This window comes from Roseomonas sp. WA12 (assembly GCF_054165765.1).
Genome location: NZ_CM135108.1, coordinates 4762760 through 4787499 on the forward strand (window position 1 = coordinate 4762760; position 24740 = coordinate 4787499).

The 24740-nt window shown below is 71.0% G+C and carries 25 protein-coding genes; 13 read left to right on the forward strand and 12 right to left on the reverse strand.

The genetic code is table 11. The features are described from left to right. Nucleotides 1–99: 99 nt before the first annotated feature. Nucleotides 100–1632: a transglycosylase SLT domain-containing protein gene (locus ACVBD7_RS22375; protein WP_458095443.1), complete on the forward strand. Its 1533-nt coding sequence runs from the start codon at nt 100–102 to the stop codon at nt 1630–1632. Between the two features lie 72 nt (nt 1633–1704). Here the strand turns inward: ACVBD7_RS22375 and ACVBD7_RS22380 are convergent, their stop codons facing one another. The 4 genes from ACVBD7_RS22380 to ACVBD7_RS22395 are packed head-to-tail and all read right to left on the reverse strand — an operon-like array spanning nt 1705 to nt 5089. Continuing rightward, complete coding sequence (locus ACVBD7_RS22380) at nt 1705–2523, reverse strand: MetQ/NlpA family ABC transporter substrate-binding protein (RefSeq protein ID WP_458095444.1); 819 nt, start codon at nt 2521–2523, stop codon at nt 1705–1707. Nucleotides 2524–2544: 21 nt separating this feature from the next. Continuing rightward, nucleotides 2545–3345: a MetQ/NlpA family ABC transporter substrate-binding protein gene (locus ACVBD7_RS22385; RefSeq protein WP_458095445.1), complete on the reverse strand. Its 801-nt coding sequence runs from the start codon at nt 3343–3345 to the stop codon at nt 2545–2547. A gap of 17 nt (nt 3346–3362) precedes the next feature. After that, nucleotides 3363–4028 carry a methionine ABC transporter permease gene (locus ACVBD7_RS22390; RefSeq protein WP_458095446.1) on the reverse strand — a complete coding sequence of 222 codons (666 nt, stop codon included), beginning with the start codon at nt 4026–4028 and terminating at the stop codon, nt 3363–3365. After that, nucleotides 4025–5089, reverse strand: coding sequence for a methionine ABC transporter ATP-binding protein (locus ACVBD7_RS22395; RefSeq protein WP_458095447.1), 1065 nt, complete (start codon nt 5087–5089; stop codon nt 4025–4027). The genes ACVBD7_RS22390 and ACVBD7_RS22395 overlap by 4 nt, the downstream gene beginning before the upstream one ends. Before the next feature lie 226 nt (nt 5090–5315). Here ACVBD7_RS22395 and ACVBD7_RS22400 point away from each other — a divergent pair, with 226 nt between their 5' ends. Continuing rightward, entirely contained in the window at nt 5316–6431 is a 1116-nt protein-coding gene (locus ACVBD7_RS22400) for an NAD(P)/FAD-dependent oxidoreductase (RefSeq protein WP_458095448.1), read from the forward strand. Continuing rightward, complete coding sequence (locus tag ACVBD7_RS22405) at nt 6431–7405, forward strand: threonine ammonia-lyase (RefSeq protein WP_458095449.1); 975 nt, start codon at nt 6431–6433, stop codon at nt 7403–7405. The genes ACVBD7_RS22400 and ACVBD7_RS22405 overlap by 1 nt, the downstream gene beginning before the upstream one ends. Before the next feature lie 9 nt (nt 7406–7414). Here the strand turns inward: ACVBD7_RS22405 and ACVBD7_RS22410 are convergent, their stop codons facing one another. Continuing rightward, entirely contained in the window at nt 7415–7912 is a 498-nt protein-coding gene (locus tag ACVBD7_RS22410; protein ID WP_458097756.1) for a cupin domain-containing protein, read from the reverse strand. Between the two features lie 106 nt (nt 7913–8018). After that, nucleotides 8019–8558 carry a molybdenum cofactor biosynthesis protein B gene (gene moaB / locus ACVBD7_RS22415; protein ID WP_458095450.1) on the reverse strand — a complete coding sequence of 180 codons (540 nt, stop codon included), beginning with the start codon at nt 8556–8558 and terminating at the stop codon, nt 8019–8021. 131 nt (nt 8559–8689) lie between these two features. On the opposite strand from moaB, the gene ACVBD7_RS22420 reads away from it, so the two are divergent. Next, complete coding sequence (locus tag ACVBD7_RS22420) at nt 8690–8950, forward strand: hypothetical protein (RefSeq protein ID WP_458095451.1); 261 nt, start codon at nt 8690–8692, stop codon at nt 8948–8950. Between the two features lie 28 nt (nt 8951–8978). On the opposite strand, the gene ACVBD7_RS22425 is transcribed toward ACVBD7_RS22420, so the two are convergent. Continuing rightward, nucleotides 8979–9959: a Bug family tripartite tricarboxylate transporter substrate binding protein gene (locus tag ACVBD7_RS22425; RefSeq protein ID WP_458095452.1), complete on the reverse strand. Its 981-nt coding sequence runs from the start codon at nt 9957–9959 to the stop codon at nt 8979–8981. Between the two features lie 134 nt (nt 9960–10093). On the opposite strand from ACVBD7_RS22425, the gene ACVBD7_RS22430 reads away from it, so the two are divergent. Then, on the forward strand, nt 10094–11335 hold the full coding sequence (locus tag ACVBD7_RS22430) for an amidohydrolase family protein (protein WP_458095453.1): 1242 nt from the start codon (nt 10094–10096) through the stop codon (nt 11333–11335). 78 nt (nt 11336–11413) lie between these two features. Here the strand turns inward: ACVBD7_RS22430 and ACVBD7_RS22435 are convergent, their stop codons facing one another. The 3 genes from ACVBD7_RS22435 to ACVBD7_RS22445 form a co-directional block, all read right to left on the reverse strand. Further along, nucleotides 11414–12139: an alpha/beta hydrolase gene (locus ACVBD7_RS22435; protein ID WP_458095454.1), complete on the reverse strand. Its 726-nt coding sequence runs from the start codon at nt 12137–12139 to the stop codon at nt 11414–11416. Beyond that, on the reverse strand, nt 12136–13878 hold the full coding sequence (locus ACVBD7_RS22440; protein WP_458095455.1) for a cation:proton antiporter domain-containing protein: 1743 nt from the start codon (nt 13876–13878) through the stop codon (nt 12136–12138). Before ACVBD7_RS22440 ends, ACVBD7_RS22435 begins: the two co-directional genes overlap by 4 nt. A 68-nt stretch (nt 13879–13946) precedes the next feature. After that, nucleotides 13947–14849 carry an EamA family transporter gene (locus ACVBD7_RS22445; RefSeq protein WP_458095456.1) on the reverse strand — a complete coding sequence of 301 codons (903 nt, stop codon included), beginning with the start codon at nt 14847–14849 and terminating at the stop codon, nt 13947–13949. A gap of 206 nt (nt 14850–15055) precedes the next feature. Between ACVBD7_RS22445 and ACVBD7_RS22450 the strand changes: the two genes are divergently transcribed. Continuing rightward, nucleotides 15056–16846, forward strand: coding sequence for a thiamine pyrophosphate-requiring protein (locus tag ACVBD7_RS22450; RefSeq protein WP_458095457.1), 1791 nt, complete (start codon nt 15056–15058; stop codon nt 16844–16846). Nucleotides 16847–16931: 85 nt separating this feature from the next. Then, on the forward strand, nt 16932–17114 hold the full coding sequence (locus ACVBD7_RS22455; protein ID WP_458095458.1) for a hypothetical protein: 183 nt from the start codon (nt 16932–16934) through the stop codon (nt 17112–17114). Nucleotides 17115–17190: 76 nt separating this feature from the next. Here ACVBD7_RS22455 and ACVBD7_RS22460 read toward each other — a convergent pair whose 3' ends face one another. Next, complete coding sequence (locus ACVBD7_RS22460; RefSeq protein ID WP_458095459.1) at nt 17191–17577, reverse strand: PH domain-containing protein; 387 nt, start codon at nt 17575–17577, stop codon at nt 17191–17193. A gap of 142 nt (nt 17578–17719) precedes the next feature. Here ACVBD7_RS22460 and ACVBD7_RS22465 point away from each other — a divergent pair, with 142 nt between their 5' ends. The 3 genes from ACVBD7_RS22465 (at nt 17720) to ACVBD7_RS22475 (ending at nt 20387) form a co-directional block, all read left to right on the forward strand. Next, the gene (locus ACVBD7_RS22465; protein ID WP_458095460.1) at nt 17720–18409 is read left to right on the forward strand and encodes an SIMPL domain-containing protein; all 690 of its coding nucleotides are present in this window, start codon (nt 17720–17722) and stop codon (nt 18407–18409) included. Nucleotides 18410–18486: 77 nt separating this feature from the next. Next, a complete protein-coding gene (locus tag ACVBD7_RS22470; protein ID WP_458095461.1) occupies nt 18487–19473 on the forward strand; it encodes a Bug family tripartite tricarboxylate transporter substrate binding protein in 987 nt (328 codons plus the stop codon). 50 nt (nt 19474–19523) lie between these two features. After that, nucleotides 19524–20387, forward strand: a complete 864-nt coding sequence (locus tag ACVBD7_RS22475; protein WP_458095462.1) for a DMT family transporter — start codon at nt 19524–19526, stop codon at nt 20385–20387. A gap of 279 nt (nt 20388–20666) precedes the next feature. Here ACVBD7_RS22475 and ACVBD7_RS22480 read toward each other — a convergent pair whose 3' ends face one another. After that, nucleotides 20667–21626 (reverse strand): hypothetical protein, encoded by a 960-nt coding sequence (locus tag ACVBD7_RS22480; RefSeq protein ID WP_458095463.1) that lies wholly within the window; start codon nt 21624–21626, stop codon nt 20667–20669. A 382-nt stretch (nt 21627–22008) separates the two neighbouring features. Here ACVBD7_RS22480 and ACVBD7_RS22485 point away from each other — a divergent pair, with 382 nt between their 5' ends. The 3 genes from ACVBD7_RS22485 (at nt 22009) to rpsT (ending at nt 24502) form a co-directional block, all read left to right on the forward strand. After that, the gene (locus tag ACVBD7_RS22485; RefSeq protein WP_458095464.1) at nt 22009–23265 is read left to right on the forward strand and encodes a hypothetical protein; all 1257 of its coding nucleotides are present in this window, start codon (nt 22009–22011) and stop codon (nt 23263–23265) included. A 66-nt stretch (nt 23266–23331) separates the two neighbouring features. Beyond that, nucleotides 23332–24111: an enoyl-CoA hydratase gene (locus tag ACVBD7_RS22490; protein ID WP_458095465.1), complete on the forward strand. Its 780-nt coding sequence runs from the start codon at nt 23332–23334 to the stop codon at nt 24109–24111. A gap of 118 nt (nt 24112–24229) precedes the next feature. Next, nucleotides 24230–24502, forward strand: a complete 273-nt coding sequence (gene rpsT / locus ACVBD7_RS22495) for a 30S ribosomal protein S20 (protein WP_458095466.1) — start codon at nt 24230–24232, stop codon at nt 24500–24502. Nucleotides 24503–24740: the final 238 nt, after the last annotated feature.

Below are 24740 nucleotides of genomic sequence, written 5' to 3' on the forward strand. Positions count from 1 at the left end.
CGGCCGGCGGGAGCTGGCGGAACCGCGTGGGGACGTGGTGCCGTTGCCTTCCGCGCCCTCCGGGCAACCGGATGGGCCACAGGACAGGGGGTTGAGGGGATGAACCTGATCGCTGGAGGCGCGCTCGCGCCAGATGCGCGCATGCCCGGTTCGGTCTCGTCGGGGATGAAGCGCGGTGCGCGGGCCCTGGCGGCGGTCTCGCTGGTGGCGGCCCTTGCCGCCTGCAGCAGCCAGCCGGAAACGGGCCCAGCCACCAGTGCCCGTATCTCCGCCTCCTCCTCCCGGATCGCCAGCTACGACCCGCCCGGCCCGCCCTCCGACCCCTGGGGCCCCTATATCCGCGAGGCCTCCTCTCGCTTCGACGTGCCGGAGCGTTGGATCCGCGAGGTGATGCGCCAGGAGAGCGGCGGGCGCGTCGCAGCCACCTCCCGCGTCGGCGCCATGGGCCTGCTGCAGCTGATGCCGGGCACCTATGCCGAGCTGAACGCCAAGCACGGCCTGGGCGACGACCCCTACCATCCCTGGTCCAACATGATGGCCGGCACGGCTTATATCCGCGAGATGTACGACCTGTACGGCTCGCCGGGCTTCCTTGCCGCGTATAACGGCGGCCCGCGGCGGCTGGAGAACTACCTCTGGGCCGGCGGGCGCATGCCGGACGAGACGCGCAACTACGTCGCCCGCATCGGGCCGCGCCTGAGCGGCGAGCCGCGCCGCCGCGCGCCGGACGAGGTCTATGCCGCGGCCGATATCGGCCTGAACCCGCCCTCCCGCCGCAGCAGCGGCGCCGACCCCGCCACGATGCTGGCGATCCGCGAGCAGCGCCGCAACGCGGCCCCCGTCCAGATGGCCCGCCAGTCGCCGGCCGTGGCGCCCGCGCAGTCCCAGCTCGCCTCGCTGGGGCCGAATGTCTACGGCATGGAGCCCATCCCGGACGGCTCGACCTACAGCAGCACGCCGGCCGCAAACACGCAGCTCGCCTCGCTCGGCCCGAACGTGATCCGGATGGAGCCGATCCCCGACGGGTCGACCTATCCGCGGGAGACCGCGCCCGTCGTCGTCGCCCGGATGGACCCCATTCCCGACGGCTCCACCTATGCCCGCGAGCCCGCCCCGACGGTGGTCGCGCGGATGGATCCGATCCCCGATCCGCCCGTCGCCGCGCCGCGTGGCGGCATTGCCGTCGCCTCGGCCGAGGCCCGTCCCTTCGCCCAGGCGTCCAGCGCGCCCGCCGCAATCCCCTTCGAGCGGGCGACCGGGCGCGGCTTCTCCTTCGTCTCCCCGGCCCAGGCCGGCACGCTCCCGGCGCCGATGACGCGCCAGGGAGGCCTGCCCCCGGGCGTGATGCGCGCCGGTGTTCCCTCCGCCCCCGCCCAGGCTGCTCCGGCCACCGGCGGCTGGGCAATCCAGGTGGGCGCCTTCGCCAGCGAGAACCTCGCCCGCGATGCCGCCGGACAGGCCCGCAGCGGCGCCGGCAACGGCCAGGCGGTCGTCACCCCCGTGCCGCAGGGCCGCAGCACCCTCTACCGCGCACGCGTCACCGGCCTTTCCCGCGATGCCGCCCAGACGGCCTGCGACCGCCTTCGCGCCCGCGGGACCTGCATGATCGTCTCGCCCGACGCCCAGAGCTGAAGGCCGCGCTCTGAACATGAAAAAGGCCGGGGAGGCAGCTCCCCGGCCTTTTTCCGTTCAGGGCTCTTCGGCTCAAACGCCCAGGACGACCGCCCCGCCGAAGCTGCGGTCTACGAAAGCCTTCACCGCCGGATCCGCGTAGCCAGCGGCCAGCCTTGCCGCCCAGGGCGCCTGCGCATCGGCGCGGCGCACCACGACAAGGCAGGTATAGGGGTTGGTGCGCGCCCCATCGGCCGATTCCGCGACCAGGCTGTCCCGCCCGGGCTGCAGCCCGGCCGGCACCGCGTAGTTGCCGGTGATGGCAGCGGCGTCCACGTCGTCGATCGCACGGGCGATGGTCGCCGCCTCAAGCTCCACGATGCGGATGCGGCGGGGGTTTTCCGTGATGTCGGCCACTGTCGCGCTGTAATCGGCGCCGGCGCGCAGCTTGAACAGCCCGGCGCCTGCCAGCAGCACCAGCGCGCGGCCGCCATTGGTCGGGTCATTCGGGATGGCCACGCGGGCGCCGTTCGGCAGCTCGGCAAGCGTCTTCACCTTGCGGCTGAACACCGCCATCGCCGTCAGCACGGTCTTGCCGACGGGCACGAAGTCGTAGCCGCGCTGGGTCTTCTGCGCGTCCAGGAAGGGCTGGTGCTGATAGGTGTTGGCGTCGATCTCGCCACCCTGTAGGGCGACGTTGGGCTGGATGAAGTCGCTGAACTCGGTGATGCGGACCACCAGCCCATCCTTGGACACGGCGTCCCGCACCTGCTCCAGCACCTGCGCATGGACGCCCGCGGTGACGCCGACGCGAAGCGGCCGGGCGGCGGTGCCGATCGCGGCCCCCTGGGCAAGGGCGTGACGCGCCAGGATCAGGGCTGGCGTTGCCAGGAGAAGGCTGCGGCGGAGCATGGTGGGATTTCCTCTCTGGGATCAGAAGGCGGGGACGACGGCGCCCTGGAAGGTGGTCTCAGCGAAGCGCTTGATCTCGTCGTTCTGGTAGGCCGCGAGCAGGCGGCGCACCCAGGGCGCCTCGCGGTCCGGCTGGCGCACGACGATGAGGTTGGCATAGGGGCTGTCGGCGCCCTCAACGGCCAGGGAGTCCCGCACGGGGTTCAGCCCGGCGGGGATGGCGAAGTTCGTGTTGATCGCGGCCGCTTCCACATCCTCCAGCGCGCGCGGGATCTGCGCGGCCTCGAGCTCGACCACGCGGATGCGGCGCGGATTCTCGGTGATGTCGGCCACCGTCGCGGTGTGGTCGGCGCCCGGCCGGAGGGTGAACAGCCCGGCCTTGGCCAGCAAAACCAGGGCGCGGCCGCCATTGCTCGGATCGTTCGGGACGGCCACCCGGGCGCCGTTCGGCACATCGGCCACGGCCTTGAGGCGGCGGGAATAGACGCCCATCGGGAAGATCAGCGTCTTGCCAACGGCCACCAGCGGCAGGCGCCGGTCGCGCACCGCTGCATCCAGAAAGGGCTGGTGCTGGTAGGAGTTGGCGTCCAGGTCGCCCGCGGTCAGCGCCGCATTGGGCTGAATGTAGTCGGTGAACTCGACCACGCGGATCACCAGCCCGTCGCGGGCCGCGATCTCCCGCACCTTGTCCAGCACCTGGGAATGCGGGCCGGCCGTGGCGCCGATGCGAAGGGGGCGCTGCGCCGTGCCGATATCCTGCGCGAACGCAGCGGCGGGGGCGAGGGCGGCGAGGGTCGCGAGGGTGCGGCGTGTGATCTGCATCGTTGTTGTCCCGTGTGTCAGCGCCGGCTGAACCGCCGGACGAGCCAGTCGCCCAGGGATTGCAGCCCCTGGACGAAGAGGATGAGGATGATGACGACGGTCGCCATCACCTCCGGCATGAAGCGCTGGTAGCCGAAGCGGATGCCGAGATCGCCCAGCCCCCCGCCGCCGATCGCCCCCGCCATGGCGGAGTAGCCGACGAGGCTGACGAGGGTGACGGTGATGGCCGCGATGATCCCGGGCAGGGCTTCCGGCACCAGAACGCGCGCCATGATCTGCGTGCGCGTGGCGCCCATGGCGCGCGCCGCCTCGATCACGCCGCGATCCACCTCGCGCAACGCGTTGTCGAACAGCCGCGCGATGAAGGCGATGGCGGCCAGCGAGAGCGGCACGAGCGCGGCCGTGGTGCCGATGGAGGTGCCCGCGACCATCCGCGTGAAGGGCACGATCGCCACCATCAGGATGATGAAGGGGGTGGAGCGCACGGCGTTCACCAGCAGCCCGATCGGCCGGTTGATCCAGCCATTGGGCGAGAGCCCGTTGGAATCCGTGGTGTGCAGCAGCAGCGCGAGCGGCAGGCCGATGAGGACGGCGATGACGGCGCTGCCGAAGGTCATCAGCAGCGTCTGCCAGGCAGCCTCGATCATGAGGTCCGTCAGCGCGGGGGGCAGCCAGGGGATCATGCCGGGTCCTCCCCGATTTCGGAAACGTCGAGGCCGAGGCCGCGCATCCAGGTGATGGAATCGGCGATGGCGGCGGGCGGGCCGTAGGCCGCGAAGGCCATGAGGCCGTAGGGCTCGGACCCGATGGCGTCGATCCGGCCGGAGACGATGTTCAGGTCCAGCCCGAAGCGGCGGGATGCCTCGCTGACCACGGCGCGGGTGGAGGAAGGGCCGGCGAACAGCACCTGCAGCAGCCGCCGCTCCTCCCCCGGGTTCGGGGCAGGCAGCTGCGCCACGGTGCCGGGCGGCACGACATAGCCGATCACCTCGGAGACGAAGCGTCGCGTCGTGGCATGGGCGGGCCGGGTGAACACGTCGAAGACCCGTCCCTGCTCGATCACGCGCCCGGCCTCCATGACGGCCACCCGGTCGCAGATCGCCTTTACCACCGCCATTTCATGCGTGATCAGCAGGACCGTCAGGTCCAGCCGGTCGCGGACGGAGCGGATGAGGGCGAGGATCTCCTCCGTCGTCTCCGGGTCCAGCGCGCTCGTCGCCTCGTCGCAGAGCAGGACCTGGGGGCGGGAGGCCAGGGCGCGCGCGATACCGACGCGCTGCTTCTGCCCGCCCGAGAGCTGGGCCGGATAGGCATCCCGCCGCGCCTCCAGCCCGACCAGCGGCAGCAGCTCGGCCACCCGCACCTCCCGCTCGGCGCGGGGCACGCCCGCGATCTCCAGCGGGAAGGCGATGTTGCCGGCGACCGTGCGAGAGGAGAGCAGGTTGAAGTGCTGGAACACCATGCCGATCCCGCGCCGGGCGCCGCGCAGCGCGGTCTCGTCCAGCCGCGTCATCGCCTCGCTCAGCACGGTCACCTCGCCCGAATCGGGTCGCTCCAGCAGGTTCACGCAGCGCAGCAGGGTGGATTTGCCGGCACCCGAACGCCCGACGATCCCGAAGATCTCTCCGGGCGCGACCTCGAGCGAAACGCCGTCGAGCGCGCGTAGCGGGGTCCCGCGGCCGCGGAATTCGCGAACCAGGTCGCGGAGGAGGATAGCCGGCGCGGGGCCGGGTGGAGCGGACATCGGCGGAACCCGGAGGGAAGGGGAGGGGGGTCAGGCCCGGCGGGTCTGCCACGGATGGAGGGGGCGCGAAATGCAACAGGCCGCGGGGCAGACCCTGGTCCGGCGCACCGGCCTTTCTCCTCTTTCGAAGCGTGGTATCCAGATTGGCACCTAATGCGGTCGTGCAACGCTGTCAACGCGAGCGACCGACTTGCCGCCCGCGGGGCCGGGCCGCACCATGCCGCGCATGGATATCCAACGCTTCGACGCACTGGTGGTCGGTGCCGGAATTGGCGGCGCGACCGCCGCTGCTCATCTCGCCCCCACCCGCCGCACGGCCCTGGTCGAGGCGGAGGAGAGCGCCGGCTATCATACGACCGGGCGCTCGGCCGCGATCTGGATCCTCAACTACGGCACGGCCGACGCGCAGCTTCTCACGGCTGCCTCCGGCCCCTTCTTCCGCGCGCCTCCGCCAGGTTTCGCCGATGTGCCGCTCATGGCGCCGCGTCCGGTCGTCCACCTCGCCCCTGAAGACCAGTTGCCCGCGCTGGAAGCCCTGATGGCACGCGGCGAGGGTATTGAGGCGATCACCCCCGAGGCCGTGCGCGCCATGGCCCCCGGCCTGCGCCCAGGCTACGCAGTGGCCGCCGCGATCGAGCGCAACGCCTTCGACATGGATGTGGCCGCCCTCCATGCGGGTTTCCTGCGGCAGGTGAAGGCCCATGGCGGCACCCTCGCCCTGCGGCAGCGCGCCGGCCGCATCTGGCAGGAATCCGGCCTGTGGCACGCCGAAACCGCCGACGGCACCGTCTTCGCCGCCCCTGTGCTGGTGAATGCTGCCGGCGCCTGGGGCGACGAGGTGGCGCGTTTCGCCGGCGTCGCCCCGCTCGGCCTGCAGCCGAAGCGCCGCACCGCGCTGATCGTCGATCCCGCGCCGCACGACGTCTCGGACTGGCCCCTGCTCGGCGACGTGGCGCACAGCTGGTACGCGCGCCCGGAGGCCCGCACCAAGCTCATGGTCTCCCCCGCCGACGAAACGGACAGCGACCCGATGGACGCACAGCCCGACGAGCTGGACGTAGCCATCGCCGTGGATCGCTTCGAGAGCGCCCTCGACATCCCCGTCCGCCGGGTGGAGCACCGCTGGGCGGGCCTGCGCACCTTCACCCCCGATCGCGGCCTGGCCATCGGCCCCTCGGGCACGAATGGCTTTTTCTGGAATTGCGGCCAGGGCGGCTACGGCATCCAGACCGCCCCCGCCGCCGGCCGCCTTCTGGCACTGCTGGTCAATGACGAGGACCCCGAGGGCCTGCGGGACATCATCCCGCTGGTCGATCCCTGCCGTTTCGCCGGAACCGCCTGATGATCCCGCTCCCCACCCATGACGATGTCCGCGCCGCCGCAGTCCGTCTGGCCGGGCGCGTGGTCCGCACGCCGATGCTGCGCCATCCCGTGCTGGATGCGTTGACCGGCGGCACGGTCCTGATCAAGCCGGAGCCGCTGCAGCGCACCGGTTCCTTCAAGTTCCGCGGTGCCACCAACGCCGTGTTGAAGCTGGCGGAAAAAGGCCGCGCCGGCGGGGTGGTGACCCATTCCTCCGGCAATCACGGCCAGGCCCTGGCCTCCGCGGCCGCCTCCGCAGGCGTGCGCGCCTTGATCGCGATGCCGCAGGACGCCCCCGCCATCAAGGTGGAGAGCACCCGCCGCTGGGGTGCCGAGATCCAGTTCTTCGATCGCCTGACCACCGACCGCGAGGCCCTGGCCGCCCGGCTGGCCGAGGAGCGCGACGCCACTGTCATCCCGCCTTTCGACCACCCGGACGTGATCGCCGGCCAGGGCACCCTGGCGCTGGAACTGATCGAGGATGCGGAAGCGGCCGGCCTGCGGCTGGACGCCATGGCCATCTGCACGGGTGGCGGTGGCTTGACGGCCGGCTGCGCCCTGGCCTTCGAGGGCGCGAGCCCTTCAACCCAGATCTATGCCGCCGAGCCCGAGGGCTGGGATGACACCGCCCGGTCCCTCGCCGCCGGCGAACGGCTCTCGGCGGACGGGAAGGGCTCGACCTTCTGCGATTCGCTGCTCTCCATCCGCCCGGGCGAGATCACCTTCGCGGTGAACCAACCCCGCCTGGCCGGCGGCGTTGCCGTGACGCCGGAGGAGGTGCTGGCCGCCATGCGCTTCGCCTTCGACCACCTGAAGCTGGTGGTGGAGCCCGGCGGCGCCGTTGCGCTCGCCGCCGTGCTGGCCGGACGCGTGCCCGCGAAGGGCCGTACCCTGGGCGTGGTGATCAGCGGCGGGAATGTCGATCCCGCCGTCTTCGCCCGCGCCCTGGGCTAGCGCAGGGCCTCAGGAGTAGCCCTTCTGCTCGTGGTCCTTGGAGGCCTCTTCCTGGGTCTCGGCGCGCTTGTTCACCTGGTCGGCCGAAGTCTGGCCTGAGCCGGTACCGTCGGACGCCGGCTGGGTTGCACCGCCCTGGCCGGAGCCGGAGGAAGCACCCCCCTCGGCCGGGCGGAAGTCGAAGTTGCCGCCCTCGCTCTGCCAGGTCTGCACCGTCAGCACCCGCGCACCCCCCTTGCTCTCATGCGGGCCGTGCACCACGCCCTTGGCATGGGTGAGGAAGGCGCCAACCCCGAGTGTCTCGCCCTTTTCGATCAGGTCTCCCTCGAGAACGTAGTGCATCTCGGACCCGGCATCGTGGAAATGCGCCGGGATCACCCCGCCCGCGGGCAGGTGAACGATGGAGGTGACCACGCCCTTCGAACGGTCCTCGTTCAGGATCTGGATCTTGAACGCGCCGGTGGCGCCCGGGATCTCGAAGGGCACCGCCTCGCCCGCCTGAGCCATCTGCAAGCCGCTATCCGCCACTGTCGCCTCCATTCCTTCGAGCGCAACGAACGTGGGGGCGGAGCGGGAAGTTGCCAGGGCTAGTTGCCAGGGCGGGCGCGCCGTTTCAGGCGGCCCGCAGGTGCTCCAGCAGGCGCGGCATCAGCTCCACTAGGTTGCAGGGGCGGAAGCGGGAATCGAGCTGGTGGACGAGGATGTCGTCCCACCCGTCCTTCACCGCTCCCGTGCTGCCCGGCAAGGCGAACAGATAGGTGCCGCCCGCCACACCCCCGATAGCGCGGGACTGGATCGTGGAGGTGCCAATCTTCTGGTAGCTCAGCATGCGGAACAGCTCCCCGAAGCCGGTGATCTCCTTCTCTAGCACCCGGGCGAAGGCCTCGGGCGTCACGTCCCGCCCGGTGATGCCGGTGCCGCCGGTGGTGATCACGCAGTCCACCTGCGGGTCCGCGATCCAGCGCCGGAGCTGGGCTTCGATCGTCTCCGCCTCGTCGCGCAGGATGGCGCGGTCCGCCAGGCGGTGGCCCGAGGCTTCGACCCGCGCGGCCAGCGTGTCGCCGGAGCGGTCAGAGGCGAGGTCCCGCGTGTCGCTGACCGTCAGGATCGCGATGTTCACGGGAAGGAAGGGGCGCGTTTCATCGATCGGCATGGATGGAAGATCCTCTGGCAGATCCGGTGAATATAGGGACAGCCCTGGGCGAAGCCGCCCCCTTCGCGGCGCGTTCCCGCCGTGGCAGGGTCTGCCCGGCTCAGTCACGCAACAAGGGTCAGGAGAATTGGATGCCCCGGCTGCTGAACATCCTCGGCTTCCTGGCCTTCGTGATCGGGGCCGTGGCCCTGGCCGTCACGCTCTACATCCTGCTGGCCGGGGTGGTCGGCTGGAATCCCTTCAGCTACGGCCGGCCGCTGATCGCGGGGACGACCACGATGCTCGTCACGCTCGTGACCGGGCTGGTGCTTCTGATCCTCGGCGCCGTGCTGGCCCGCATCTCGGCGCGTGCCGAGTGGCGGCGCGAGATGCAGGACACCGTCGCGCCGTGATGGCTGGGGCTGGTTCCCCCGGCCCCTCTCAGTCCGCGGTGATCCGCGCGGCGGCGATCACCGGCCGCCAGCGATCCAGCTCCTCCTGCACCAGGGCGGTGTAGCCGGCCCGGTCCAACGTGCCGGGCGTGACGCCGATGCGGCCAAAACGCTCCTTCACGAATTCCGTCTTCAGCGCCTCCCCGATCACCTTCTGCCAGCGATCCGAGACTGCATCCGGGATGCCGGCAGCGGCCGAGAAGCCGAACCAGCTCGTCGCGGTGGCACCCGGATATCCGGCTTCGGCAAAGGTGGGCACGTCAGGAAGAGTGGAATCGCGCTCCGGCCCGCTCACGGCCAGGGGGCGCAGGCGGTTTGCCTGCAGATGCGGCAGGACGATCGGCAGGCTTTCCATCAGGCAGGGGATCTGCCCGCCCATCGTGTCCGTCAGCGCCGCGGCTGAGCCGCGATAGGGGACATGCTCCAGCGTGATGCCCGCATCCCGTGCAAGAAGCTGCCCGACCAGGTGGTTCAGCGTGCCATTCCCGCCCGAGCCGTAGATCACCGGCCTTGTCTTCGCGAGGGCCACGAACTCCGCCACGTCTTTCGCGGGCAGGTCGTTGTTCACCGCCAGTACGCAGGAGAAGGTGCCCACCAGATGCAGGTGGGTGAAGTCGCCTAACGCGTCATAGGGCACGCTGCGGTACAGCACCGGCCCGGTGCCGTGCGACGCGCCGCTCGACATGATGACCACATGCGCATCGCCGCGCGCCTTCGCAACGATATCGGCGCCCACCATGCCGCCCGCGCCTACGCGGTTCTCCAGCACGATCGGCTGGCCGAGTTCGTTGCCGATCTGCTGGACCAGCACGCGGGAGAGGGTGTCGGCCGCACCACCGGGCGGGAAGTTGATGATCCAGCGGATCGGCCGCACCGGCCAGGCTGGCTGCGCGCGCAGCGCAGGGGCCGCGAGCAGCGAAGCACCCGCCCCGAGAAGTGCGCGGCGTGAGTGGGCGGTCTGCATCGTCATCGTGCTTCTCTCGACGGGCCGGCGATTGCCAGCGCAAGGGGGCGGGGATAACGCTATCACCATTCCTCGGCGGTTCCTGGCACGCCGCGTGCCACATGCCCGCAAGACCGTTCCGAGCTGCGTCAGGATCCCCGATGAATTTCGATCTTCTCTTCCGCCAGGTGCGTCTCGTGGATACGGGGCCGGACGGCGCGCCGGTGGATGTCGCCGTTGCCGGGGGAAAGATCGCCGAGATCGGGCCGAACCTGTCCTGCGAAGCGGTCGAGGTGGTGGACGGCGCGGGCCGCCTGCTCGCGCCCGGCTTCGTGGAAACCCATATTCATCTCGACAAGAGCTGCGTGATTGACCGCTGCGCCTGCGAGACCGGCCGCGCCCACCGCGCGATGGAGCGCGTCTCCGAGGTCAAGCACACATTCTCCGTCGATGACGTGCGCGCCCGCGCCCGCCGCACGCTCGAGAAATGCATCCTCCACGGCTGCACCACCATGCGCACCCATGTGGAGGTGGATCCCAAGGTCGGCCTGCGCGGCTTCGAGGGGGTGAAGTCCCTCATCGCCGAATACGCCTGGGCGATCGACGTCGAGATCTGCGTGATGCCGCAGGAAGGCCTGCTGGATAACCCCGGCACGGATGAGCTGATGGTGGCCGCGCTGAAGAACGGCGCCGGCGTCGTCGGCGCCGCGCCCAATTTCGACCGCGACCGCGCCGGCCAGATCCGCCGCGTGTTTGAGATGGCCCGCGAGTTCGACGTGGACATCGACATGCATCTCGACAGCGGCAACTCCGCCGAGGGGCTGGACACGCTTCTCGTCTGCGAGCTGACGGAGAAGTACGGCTGGGGCGGCCGCGTTGCCATTGGCCATGTCAGCAAGCTCTCGCTTATTCCGCCGGATGCCGTGGACACAGTGGCGCGCCGCATGGCCGATGTGGGCGTTGCCCTCACCGTCCTGCCCTCCACTGATCTTTATCTCGGCGGGCGCGACCAGGTCGACAACATCCGCCGCAACGTGGTGGACGCGAACCGGCTGGTGAAGTCCGGCGTCACCTGTTCGATCTCGTCGAACAACATCCTGAACCCCTTCACCCCGATGGGCGACGGCCAGCTCATCCGCCAGGCGAATCTCTACGCCAACATCGTCCAGCGCGGCATGCGCGACGACCTGCGCGACACCTGGGACATGTTCACCGCCGGCTCCGCGAAGCTGCTGCGGCGTGACAACTACGGCGTGGCCGTGGGCAACCCCGCCGACCTCACCCTGGTGGACGCACCATCCCCCGCCGACGCGCTGCGCGAGATCAGCCCCGTGCTCGCGGCCTTTAAGGGCGGGCGGCGGACGGTGACGCGGGCGGTGCCGGTGCTGCATCGGCCGGTGTGAGAAAGGCCGGGGGGATGTATCCCCCGGATGTCTGTAATGTTGGTGCGCCGGGGAGAATTCCTTCTCCCCGGCCTTCCTTCACCCGGGTGCCCAGGCCGCGATCCGGTCGGCCGCATCCTCCCAGCCGACATCCAGCATCAGCAGATGCCCGGCCTCGCTCAGGAAGCGAGCCGAGGTGCCGTGCCACGCAGCGCAGCGCTCCACGGCATCGCGCGGAATCAGCCGGTCATGCGCCGCGCCCAGCACCATCACCGGGCGGCCATGCACCCAGCCCGGCGTCACGGGCTGCGGCATCTGCGCCTCCATCATCGCGGTCGGCGCTTCATTCCCCAGCCGTGCCGCGTGGTGCAGCGCGGCCTCCGGATCCATGCCCGGCCCGAACAGCCCGCGCAGCACGGCGGGGGAGGGCGCCCCAGGACCCACGATCCGCGAAACCTCGCCCCACAGCACCGGGTCCGAGGCCGCGAGATGCGCGTTGGACCACCACAACCCCTCTGGCGGTACCGGCGCCAGCAGCGCGGCGCCGCGCACATGGCGGTGGTCCAGCACGCGCTGCGCGATCAATGCACCGAGCGAATGGCCCACCAGGATCGCCGGCCCTTCCTCCAGCACGGCACGCACGACCGAGACCCGGTCCGACAGCGTTTCCCCATGCAGCGGTACGGCCAGGCAGGGATGGCCGGCGGCGGCCAGACGCTGCGCGAAGCCCTCCGCCCAGATCCAGGGGCCGCATGCGGCGCCGTGGAGCAGCACCATGCGAGTGGCCGGCGCCACCCCTGCGGGCGGATCGAAGCGCAGGGTCAAACGCCCAGCCCCGCGACGGCGGCGTCGGCTACGCGGCGCCGGCGCAGCACATCCACGGTCGCCTGCGCCGTGCTGGCCGCGACGCCCATGCGCTGCAGGGCGAAATCGGCGATGCCCAGTGCGACCTCCCGCTCCCCCATCACCGCAAGCCCCGTCGAATCCTGGTCATGCAGCCAGTCCACCTCCGCATCCTGATGGGCGCGCACCGTGACCACGATGGTCGGATTGGCGGCCCGTCCCAGTTCCACCACCCGCCGCGCCTCGAAAGCGAGCGGCAGGGTGACGATCAGCAGCCGGGCGCGGCCCACATGCGCTGCCTCCAGCATCTCGGGCTGCGTGCCGTCGCCCCATAACGCGGGCACGCCTTGGCCGAGCAGCACGTCCACCCGATGACGGTCATCCTCGATGACGATGAAGGGCAGGTTGTGCCGCCGCAGCGCCGCCGCCACAAGCACGCCCACCCGCCCGTAGCCGACCAGCACCGCGTGCTTCTCCAGCCGCGGCAGGTTGGCGGCGAAGAGCGCGGCCCCCTCCCGCCCTGGCTGTGGCGGCACCGGCATCCGCGCCGCCAGCGCCGCCAGCGCGCGACGGGTGAGAGGCATGAGGAGAATGGCGCCGAAGCTGCCCATCAGAATCGGCCCGCGCAGGGCCGCCGGCAGGATGCCCTGGCCGATCGCCAGTTCCATCAGCACGAAGGAGAACTCGCCGATCTGGGCCAGCGCGGCCGCGACCACCGCGGCGGTGGCGGGCGGCACGCGCAGCCCGACCAGCAGCAGGAAGCTCGCCACCCCCGTGCCCAGCAGCACCACGGCCAGAGCCAGCAGCGAGGTCACCGGCGCCTCGAGTACCGAGAGCGGGTTAAGCAGCATGCCGACGGAGACGAAGAAGATCGCCGCGAAGATCCGTTGCAGCGGCAGGGTTTCCGCCGCCGCCTGATGGCCCAGGTCGCTTTCGCCCAGCACCACCCCGGCGAAGAAGGCGCCGAGCGCGAAGGAGACGCCGAACAGGGTGGAGGCCCCGAAGGCGACACCGAGCGCCACCACCACGACGGCCAGGGTGAACAGCTCCCGCGAGCCCGATCGCGCCACCTGCCCCAGCGCCCAGGGCAGGGTGCGCCGCCCGGCCACCAGCATGAGCGCGGCGAAGGCACCCAGCTTGGCCAGGGCCAGCAGGATCGCGGTCCCGATCCCGTCCACCGCCGCCCCGGCAAGCCCGCCGCCCGAGGCGGCGGGCAGCAGCACCAGTCCCAGCACCACCAGCAGGTCCTGCAGCACCAGCCAGCCCAGCGCGATCCGCCCCGCCTCGCCCGAGAGCATCCCGCGCTCCTCCAGCGCCCGGGTGGCGACGGCGGTGGAGGCGATCGCCAGCGCCATGCCGAAGACCAGCGCCGGCCCAAGGCCCAGCCCCGGCAGAGCCATGCCCAGCGCGGCGCCGAGCAGTGCGCCGATCACCACCTGCGCCGTCGCCCCCGGCACAGCGACCCGCCATACCGCCAGCAGGTCCTGCGGCCGGAAATGCAGGCCCACGCCGAACAGCAACAGACCGACCCCGACCTCGGCCAGGGTGCGGGTGAACTCGCCGTCGATGGTCACGCCGGGGGTATTCGGCCCAATGGCGACGCCGGCAACGAGGTAGCCCACCAGCGGCGGCATACGCAGCATTCGCGCCACCAACCCGAAGGTGAAGGCGGCAGCCAGGCCGAGCACAAGGCTGGTGAGGAAAGGCGACGCATGTTCCATCAAGGTGAGTTGTCGCAGCCGCCACCGTCCAGGGCCAGGGCCGATCGGCAACCTCGGCTGCTCACCCTTCAGGCGAGGACGACGAGCACCACGCTGGCCACGATCAGCAACGCTCCCGCGGCATCCCGAAGCTTCAGCGGCTCACGCAGGTACCAGCGGCCGAAGGCGAGGGTGAAGACGATCTCCACCTGCCCGACCGAGCGCACCAGCGCCACCGGCGCCAGCGCAAAGCCGGTGAACCAGCAGGCCGACCCCATGGCAGAGAGCAGCCCCACCGGCGCCGCGTTCCGCCACTGCCGGAACACCTGCCCCACCGAGGCCGGCTCCCGCGCAAGCAGCCACCCGCCCTGCAGCACCGTCTGCATGGCATTGGTGACGACGAGGGTGCAGAGCGCGCCCAGCACGGGATCCGGCGCCGCCAGGTGCTGGTTGGCCGCCCGGATGCAGATGCCGGTCAGCCCGAAGCAGGCCCCGGCCGCCACGCCATAGAGCGCAGCGGGCTGCGCCGTGGCCTGCAGCGCCTCCCGAAGGCTGGACACCTTCCCCGCCATGGAGAGCCACAGCACCGCCGAGACCCCCACGGCCACGCCCACCCAGGCGAGGGGCGCGATGTGCTCGCCCAGCAGGATCATGGCGAAAACAGCCCCCTGCAGCGCCTCCGTCTTGGAATAGGCGGTGCCGACCGCGAAGCCGCGCGGCGCGAAGGAGAGGATGAGGAAGAGGGTCCCGAAGATCTGCAGCACCCCGCCAACCGCGCAGAGGAGCAGCGAGACGGGGCCGAAGGACGGCAGGGCGCTGCCCGAGGCCCACCACCACAGGCCGACCATCGCGAGGCCTGGCGGCACGCCATAGAGGTATCGCACCACCGCCGCGGCGTTGAGGGACAGCGTGCCCCGCAGCTTCTGCTGCAGGGCGGTGCGCCAGCACTGAAACAGCGCGGCGGAGAGGGTGGCGGCAAGCCAGAGAGGCATGGTGTTCAGCGCGTCCGGCAGAGGCGCGGCCGGGGCGGCACATCGCAGGTGAGGGGAAGCGCCGCGCAGGGTCGTCTTGCCCCTTCTTCACGTCAATCCGCGCAACCGCCCGGGCCGGGGGCCCGTTCCTGCACCGTCCCCGGCGGCACCCGCGCGACGCCACGATCCCGCCCGGGACGAACCCAAGAGAACGGACGGCGAGGCCCATGGCGAAGAAGGTCGGCGATTTCTTTTGGGAACGGCTGCACCAATGGGGCGTGCGCCGGGTCTTCGGCTATCCCGGGGATGGGGTGAACGGGTTGCTCGCCGGCCTGCAGCGCTTCGGGACGGACAAGATCGAGTTCGTGCAGGTCCGGCACGAGGAGATGGCGGCCTTCATGGCCTCCGCCCATTCCAAGTTCACCGGCGAGGTCGGCGTCTGCCTCTCCACCAGCGGCCCCGGCGCCACGCATCTCCTCACCGGCATGTACGACGCGGCGGCGGACCACATGCCGATGCTGGCCATCGCCGGCCACACCGCGCGCACGGCGATCGGCGGCCATTACCAGCAGGAAGTGGACCTGATGACGACCTTCAAGGACGTCGCGGGCGCCTTCGTGCAGCAGGCCACGGTGCCATCCCAGATGCGCCACCTGGTGGACCGCGCCATGCGCACCGCCATGGGCGAGCGCCGCGTCACCGCCCTCATCGTGCCCAACGACCTGCCGGACGAGCCCTATGAGGACCCGCCGCACGAGCACAACACCGTCCATTCCGGCGTGGGCTGGACGCCGCCGCGTGTGATGCCGCGCGACGAGGACCTGGCACGCGCGGCGGCCGTGCTGAACGAGGGCAAGAAGGTCGCCATGCTTGTCGGCGCGGGGGCCGCGGATGCGGTGCCGGAACTGATCGCGGTCGCCGACCGGCTCGGTGCCGGCGCTGCCAAGGCGCTGCTCGGCAAGGCCGTGCTGCCCGACAGCCTGCCCTGGGTGACCGGCACCATCGGCCTGCTCGGCACGCGGCCGAGCTGGGACCTGATGGTGGAGTGCGACACGCTGCTCATGGTCGGATCCAGCTTTCCCTGGTCCGAGTTCCTGCCCAAGGAAGGCCAGGCGCGCGGTGTGCAGATCGACCTCCGGCCCGCCATGCTCAGCCTGCGCTACCCGATGGAGGTGCCGCTGACGGGCGATGCCGCCGAGAGCCTGCGCGCCCTGCTGCCGCTGCTGGAGCAGAAGACCGACACCGCCTGGCGCGACCGCATCGCCAAGGGCAACGAGGAATGGCGCGAGCTGATCGACCAGCGCGCCCGAACCTCCGCCGATCCGGTAAACCCGCAGCTGCCCTTCCAGGAACTGTCGCCCCGCCTGCCGGACCGCGTCATCCTCACCAGCGATTCCGGCTCCTGCGTCAACTGGTTCGCGCGCAATCTGCAGATGCGCGAGGGCATGATGGCCTCGCTCTCCGGCAGTCTCGCCAGCATGGGCGCCGCCGTGCCCTACGCGATCGCGGCGAAGATGGCGCATCCCGACCGGCCCGTGATCGCCATGGTGGGGGACGGCGCCATGCAGATGAACAACATGGCGGAGCTGATCACCGTCGGCGCGCACTGGAAGAGGTGGTCGAACCCGACCTGGATCTGTCTCGTGCTCAACAACCAGGACCTGAACGAGGTGACCTGGGAGCAGCGCGTGATGGAGGGCATGCCAAAGTTCGAGGACACGCAGCGTCTGCCCGACTTCCCGTACCATCGCTTCGCCGAACTTGCGGGGCTGCGCGGCATCTTCGTGGACGATCCTGCCCAGATCCCGGACGCGCTGGATCAGGCCCTCGCCTCTGATCGCCCCGTGGTGCTGGAGGTCCGCACCGACCCTAACGTGCCGCCGCTGCCGCCACACACCACGTTGAAGCAGGCGGCCAGCTTCGCCTCTGCGCTGATGGGCGATCCCGAGCGCGGCAGCGTCATCATCGATACGGCAAAGCAGGTGATGAACGCCGTGCTGCCGGGCCGGAAAGACTGAACCGGGCGCGGGCGACCCCGCTGAAGCCAGCGAGGCCCGGGTCTGCTACACCTTCGCCTTCCCAGACATCACGAGGTTCCGCGCTATGGCGAATTCGCACCTTCCGCCCGTGCCGCCTGCAAGCCGCGCCCCTCAGGGCGGCAAGAACACGGCAGGCGGCAAGACCAACCCCAAGGACGCCCGCGCCGGCGGTGGCGGCAGCGGCGGCGGACATCAGGGCGGCGTGAGCAGCGCCACCCAGAGCAACCGCAAGACGGGCGACCGATAGGCCATGAGAGGGGCTGGGCGGACCCAGCCCCTCTCATCGTCTGGAAGGGTGCTCCTGCTCGCCTCCGGGCGCGCCATCAGCCCCGCAGCTTCTCCGCCAGAACCTGCTGCGCCAGCATCGCGGCGCCTCCGCCGCGGCGGAAGCTGAAGGACCAGGGCGTCTCGCCCGCGCGGTCCCAGATCTTCAGCTCGTCATCCAGTTCCAGCGTGCCACCGCTCTCCACGGAGAAGCGCAGGATGGAACGGTAGGGGATGCTGACCACCTCGGTCTTGGATCCCGTCACGCCCTGGCGGTTCACCAGGATCAGGCGCCAATCCGTCAGCGCGAAGCCGTCCCGCACCGTGCGGAAGGCGGCCAGCACGGTCTCGCCCGGTGACAATGCCTGCAGGAACCGCTCGCCCAGCGCCTCCGGTTCCACCCGCCCGGCATCGCCGGTGATGGCGCCCAACAGCTTGCCCAACATCGCTGATCCCCCCGCCTGTCGTCCCAGAGGGTGTAGACCGGCGGGGCCTACCCCGTCAGTCATCCGATGCAGCCGCGCGATGCCCCGCTTCCGGCACCCCGCTGCCCCATCCCTGCCGCAGCCTGCCAGGAAACATGCCCCCATGAAGCGCACCCTCCTGATCTCCCTCCTCGCTCTGCCCATGCTGGCCGGGGCGGCCCTGGCCCAGCCCGCGCCCGTCTTCGCCGGCCCCGGCACGCTGTTGCGCCTCTCCGAATCGGCCGAGGTCACGCGCGCCCCTGACGAGGTGCAGGCTACCTTGCGCTACGAGGCGCGCGAGACCTCGATCGCCGGCGCCCAGGCCACGGTGAACCGCACCATGGCCGCGGCGCTGGAGACGGCGCGCGGCGTGGCCGGCGTCACCGCCTCCACCGGCGCCTACCGCACCTGGCGGCAGGAGGATCCGGCGCGCTGGATGGCCGGGCAGAACCTCAACCTCCGCGCCAAGGATCAGGCCGCGCTGCTGGAGCTGGTGGGCACGCTGCAGTCCCGCGGGCTGGCGGTGGGCGGCATTCAGCACGGGCTGACGCGCGACACCGCCCGCACGGCGCGGCAGGAAGCCTCCGGCCTCGCGCTGGAAGCCATCCGCGCCCGTGCCGAGGCCCTGGCCACCGGCATGGGCATGCGGGTGGACCGCATCGCCGAGATCAACCTCGAGGCCAACGACGTCACCCCGCCGCGCCCGATGCTGGCCCAGAGGATGGCCCGCGACGCGCCCCCGCCGGTGGCGCAGTCCGAGGACATCATCGTCACCGCCACTGCCCAGGCCGTGGTGGTGCTGGCGCCGCGCTGAAGCCGCCACCGAAGGTTGACGCGGGGGAGATGGGGCAGGACCGTCCGGCGCAACGAATCCGCCCGGAGGAAACACCCTTGCCGCGTCTCCCCCCGCTAAGCCTGGTCGCGTCCGCGCTCGCCGCGCTCGCCGCCCTCGCCCTCCTCGCCGCCCCGGCCGCGATGGCGCAGACCGCCTCGGGCCAGCCGCCCATCCGCCTGATCGTCGGCTTCCCGCCCGGCGGCGGCATCGACCTCCTCACCCGCGTGATGGGGGAGGGGCTCTCCGCCCGCATGGGCCGCACCGTGGTGGTGGAGAACCGCACCGGCGCCGGCGGCAATATCGCCGCCGATGCCGTGGCCAAGGCGGCGCCCGACGGCAACACCCTCGGCGCCGTCCCGGCCGGCCCGCTGGTCATCAACCGCCACATCTACCGCAGCATGCCCTTCGACCCGCTGGCGGACTTCACCCCGATCAGCCGCTTCGCCGCGATCCCCGTGGTGTTCCTGGCCGCGCCCAATTCGGGCATCACCGACATCGCCACCCTCCGCACCGCACTGGAGAAGGCGCCGCTGCCCTGCGGCACGCCGGGCGCCGGCACCACCCAGCACCTGGCGGTGGCACTGCTGATGCAGCGGATCGGCCGCGAATGCACGATCGTGCACTACCGCGGCACCGGCCCCGCCCTGCCGGACCTGCTGACCGGCACCATCGCCCTCTACACCGACACCGTCGTCACCGGCCTGCCCCCCACCCGCGACGGCCGGGCGCGCGCGGTCGCCATCGCTTCCCCGACCCGTTCCGCCCTGGCCCCCAACGTCCCCGTGGTAGCCGAAAGCGTCCCTGGCTTCGTGGCGGAGACCTGGCTCGCCCTCGTCGGCCCGCGCGGCATGCCGGAGGCCCAGGCCGCCCGGCTGGAGGAAGCCATGATCGCCCTGGCGCGGGACCCGGCCGTCGCCGCCCGCCTGCGGGAGCTGGCCTCCGAGCCCGTCGGCTCCACCCGCGCCGAGCTGGCCGCCACCATCCGCGAGCAGGACGCCATCTGGGGCCCCGTCGCTCGCGCAGCCCAGGTCACCGCCGACTAGACCAGCCCGTAGGGGGACGGGCCGCGCGGCGCGTGCCATAAGCGCGCCCGATGTCGCCCGTCCTCGCCGGCCTGCTGCTCCAGTTCCTGGCCATCGCCCTCTTCGTCGCGCTGGACACGGTGACGAAGATGCTCACGGCCCATCTTCCCGTGCCGCAGATCGTCTTCCTGCGCTTCCTCTTCCACACGCTGGTGGTGGCGCTGGCGCTCGGCCTGGCCACCGGCCGCGTGCCCTGGCGCAGCCGCGCACCGGGGCTGGAGACGTTGCGCAGCCTCATGCTGCTCTCCGCCAACGTCCTCTTCGTCGTCGCCCTGTCCTACATCCCGCTCGCCGACGCCTCGGCCGTCACCTTCGCCTCGCCCATCTTCACCGCCGGCCTCGCCGCCCTGCTGCTGGGGGAACTGGTCGGGCCACGCCGCTGGGTGGGCATCGGCATCGGCTTCTTCGGCGTGCTGATCGCCCTCCGCCCGCCCTTCCTCACCGGCGAGACCCCCCATTGGGCGCTTTTCCTGCCCCTCGGCACCGCCGCCTTCTTCGGCGTCTATCAGATCCTCACGCGCAAGCTCTCCACCGTGGACGGCCCTTCCACCATCATCTTCCACACCGGCCTCGCCGCTGGCCTGGTCTCCGGCCTCGCCCAGCCCTTCGTCTGGCAGGCCCCGCCCGCCTGGGCCTGGGGGCTGGTGGTGCTGGCCGGCATCTTCGGCTCCGCCGGCCATTACCTGCTGATCCAGGCCTATTCCCGCGCCCCGGCCAGCATCCTGGCGCCGATGACCTACACCCAGCTCATCTGGGCCACCCTCTCCTCCGCCCTCGTTTTCGGAGACCCGCCCGATGGTTGGACTATGCTGGGCGCCGGAATCATCGCGGCAGGGGGAATCGTGGTGGGCTGGCCGGAGCGGCGGCGGGGCTGAGCTGTCGGGGCGGTGACGCCAGAGGAGAAGGAATTCTCCCTCCTGGACCTCCCTCATCTTTTTCTATCCGGCTGCCGCGGAATAGGGGGCTTGCGGTTCGCCGAGGCTCCACGAGCCTCGGCGTGAGACATGGCGGTTCGTACTGCCAGGAGGTCTTGGCGTGCGGCGCGTGCCTTCGGTCATCGCATCCGCGGCAGCCTGATCGCTGGGGTCTGGGGACCCCGCGGCGTCCCTAGCGGAGGGTCTGGGAGGCTGGCCTCCCAGGGGCCGCCCGTACCCTCAGCGGTTCTCCATCTGTGCCGGCCAGGTCAGCAGCGGGATCAGCCCGCCCCCCGGCGCCGGAAGGTCGAAATTCGTCCAGGTCCGGCACTCCACCATCACCCAGTTCGCGCGTCCCGGCTCGTTCGGCCCCACCCCGCCCTCGACCGAGGGGCAGCGCCGGGTGGAGGCGAACCAGCGGGCCTGGGCGGAAAGGCGGGCTACGTCCTGGCCGGGGAAGGAGAGGTTCACCCAGGCTTCCCACCGCACCTTGCCCAGGCCGCGCGCGAACCAGAACCGCTCCAGCGCATTGCTCTCCGCGACGCTCGGGTGGCTGAAATGCTCGGAGACGATGAAGGGCGCCTCGAACCGCCCGGCCTGGCGGCCACGGACGAGGTAGGGAAAGGACAGGCGCGCGGAACGCCAGCGGGTCAGGCTCATGCTGAAGGCGCGCGGACATGCGCCGGGGGCGGGGGTGATGGCGTTGGGCGCAACGCGCACGCCCTCAGGCCCTTGAAACGCGAGCCAGCCGGGGGCAAGCGGCCCGCCGGCCCGGCACCCCTCGCCGAGCAACCACTTCACCCCGTCGCTGTCCTGGGAGACGCCGATCGAGGCTTCATCCCCGCGCAGCACCACCGCGTCCCCGCCATCCGCCCCGGCGTCGAACCCGCCGAAGCGATACCGGCCGCCGCCGAAGTCGAAGGTCTGGATCGCGGCGGGCAGGCCGCGCAGGGTCGAGATATAGGCGTCGGATGCCTGGTAGCCGAGCGGCGCGCCCGCCCGGTGCTCGGGGGCCGGCCAGTCATGCTTGCGATAGGCCATGCCCTGGGTGGGGAGAAGCGGGGAGGGGTGGGTGCAGTCCGGCTGGAAGGGCAGCATCCCCGGCTGAATCCGGCCCTCACGGTCCAGGCAGTTGCTCTGGACGAGGTAATCCATCGCCGCTTCGTGCGCTGCCTCCTCACCATGCCGGGGAGTGGCCATTCGGGGCGCCGGCTGGGCCCAAGACAAAGCGGGAACCGCGGTCCAGAGGGCAGCCCAGAGTGCGCCCTTGATCGCGGCACGCAGAGCAGTCCGGAACCTCGCACCTATGGCCACCCGGAGCGCCCAACCCGGCTGCTGCATGCACTGGTCTCCCGATTTCTTTGGCGCGATGCGGCCCCATGCCGGGCATGTGGCCACGCCGCATCCGATCCCAAGCCGAGCTGTCCTCGCCGGACCGCGCCACTGGCCAGCCCGGTCGGAGAAGACGCCTCCTGGGCAGGACATGCCCATGCGGATGAGTGCAGCAGGATGGCGGCCCCTTGCGGATGTCAGCACCCCCGCCAGCTTTCGGCGCGTTACGCAGAGGGTAGTTGGACGCAGGATGCTCATCACGGACGGCACCGTCGAGGTGATCAGGCCCTCGGGCTCGGTGGAGACCGACACCGCCCGCCTGACGGAAGCAGCCCGCACAGCGCGCCGCATCTTCCTCGACCCCGGCGACGGCCAGCCTTTCCGCCTGAACCGCACCATCCGCCTGCGCCTTCCCGGTCAGCGCGTCTGGGGCTCAGGCCCCTGGGCGAGCGTCATTGAGTGGCATGGCAATCCTGCCGCTGCGACCGTGCTCTCCCTCTGCGGTGGCCAGTATATCGCCCTGACCGACCTAATGATCCGCTCAGCCGGCTGGGGCACGCCCGAGGAGGCGCGGATCATCGGCGGCGCTGCGGTCACCATCGAGCCGGAAGGCGGCATTGCGGCCGCCTTCTGCGAGCTGGGCAACCTCTTCATCCATAGCATGGCGGACGGGGTGCTGATCCGCGGCGGTGCCGAGCACCGCATCTCCCGCCTGCATCTGCGCCGGCTGCGCGGCAGGAAGGGCCTGCAATTCCTGGCCGCCAGCCGCGAGACCGCTCTCTACCGCTGCATCGTGGACGACATCGTTTCCGCCGAGCCGGAGAACCCGGCCTACGACGCCATCGACCAGAACAGCTACAGCTACTCCGTCGAGGTCAATAAAGCCGCTCTGCTCGGCGGCGGCCAGGGCTACGCCATGCGCGACGAGGTCTCGGACGGCGCCTCCTACCCCATGTGGGCCTTCGCCCAGGACCTCGAGACGGACCACACCGCCGGCAACGGGGTAGAGCTCCAGGCCGGAGAAGGGTTCGAGGCCGTCACCTCCTGGCTCGGCTCCTCCCTCCATGGCGCAGGTCTGGCCGCAGGCGCCGCCTGGCGCGGCGATCTCGCCCTCTCCGCGTGTCGCCTCTACGGCAATGCACGGGAAGGCCTGTCCCTCACCGCCGGCAAGGGCGCGGCGCTGTCGGGCCTGCTGATCGGGGATAACGGCACGGCGGAACCGGGCGCGCTGGCCGGCATGATCGTCGCGGGCAATGCCGAGAATGTCTCGGTCGCCGCTTCCTGTTGCGGCGACATGGTCGGGGTTCGCGGCAATGCCCAGGGCTGGGGCGTCCTCCTGCGCGGCGGGCCGCGGCGGGTGAACCTCTCCACCTTCGGCACGCTGGAGGGAAACCAGCGCGGCAAGATCCGCAACGAGACGCGCACCGTCCGGCACGAGGAGATCGCCGGGCCGCATCTGGGCGCGGAGTCCATCCGGGACGGGCAGCGGACCGGCATCTATCTCTAGGCGCCCCCGGTTGACCCGGCCCGCGCCCCGACACAGCCTGCGCCCCTCAAACGGGAGGGGCATTGCATGGCCGAGTACGGGATGATCAAGGCGGAGACGCGCGGCAAGGTGGGGCTGATCACCCTCGATCGCCCCTCGGCCCTGAACGCGCTCTGCGATCAGCTGATGACCGAGGTCGGCCAGGCCCTGCGCTCCTTCGATGCCGATCCCGCGGTGGGCGCCATTGTCCTCACGGGCAGCGAGAAGGCCTTCGCCGCCGGCGCCGACATCAAGGAGATGAAGGACCGCACCTACCCCGCCGTCCATTTCGAGGACTTCATCGGCAACAAGTGGGAGACGGTCCTCACCATCAAGAAGCCGGTGATCGCCGCGGTGGCGGGCTTCGCCCTGGGCGGCGGCTGCGAGCTGGCAATGATGTGCGACATTATCATCGCCGCCGAGAACGCGAAGTTCGGCCAGCCCGAGATCAAGCTGGGCATCATTCCCGGCGCCGGCGGGTCCCAGCGGCTGATCCGCGCCGTCGGCAAGTCCAAGGCGATGGACATGATCCTGACCGGCCGGATGATGGACGCGACCGAGGCCGAGCGCGCGAACCTTGTCACCCGCGTGGTGCCAATGGAGAGCCTGGTGGAGGAGGCGCTGAAGCTTGGCGAGGCGATCGCCGCCTTCTCGCAGCCCTCCGTCGCTATGGCGAAGGAGGCCGTCAACGCCGCCTATGAGCTGCCCCAGCGCGAGGGGGTCCGCCTGGAGCGCCGGCTGTTCCACAGCCTCTTTGCCACCGAGGACCAGAAGGAGGGCATGGCCGCCTTTGCCGAGAAGCGGAAGCCGGCCTTCCGGAACGCCTGAGCCCGGCCCGACCTCTTTCCTTGACTCCCCGGGGGGCTGTGGATAGAACGCCCCCCTTCCTGCGGCCGCCCAGGCGAGCCGTGTCCCGCGAACATTTCGACTGGTATCCTTAAGGCCCATGGCGAACACCGCTTCCGCGCGCAAGCGCATCCGGCAGAACGAGAAGCGCGTCGAGCGCAACCGCGCCCGCCGCTCGCGCGTCCGCACCTTCCTGCGCGCCGTCGAAGAGGCGATCACGGGCGGCGACAAGTCCAAGGCCCAGGAGGCGTTCCGCCTGGCCCAGCCCGAGCTGCAGCGCGCCGCCGACAAGGGCGTGACGCATGACAACACCGTGGCGCGCAAGCTGTCCCGGTTGTCCTCGCGGATCAAGGCGCTCGGCGCTACCGCCTGAGCTGCCGGAGGGGCGCCGTCTGGCGCCTCCTCATAAGTCCTCGCCAGGTCGAACAAAGTAATCGCGTGATGCGAACGCGTCACGGTGCATGCGCGCCGTGGCGCGTTTCTTTGCGCGTCCTGTCCATCTGCCGAGGACGTGTTTGGCCTTGGCGGTGGCAGTGGCCTCAAGTTACGCTTTGAGATGCAGGTCCGTCCTCGATACTTGGGACGGGAAAGGGGGTTCGGGGGTGGATCGC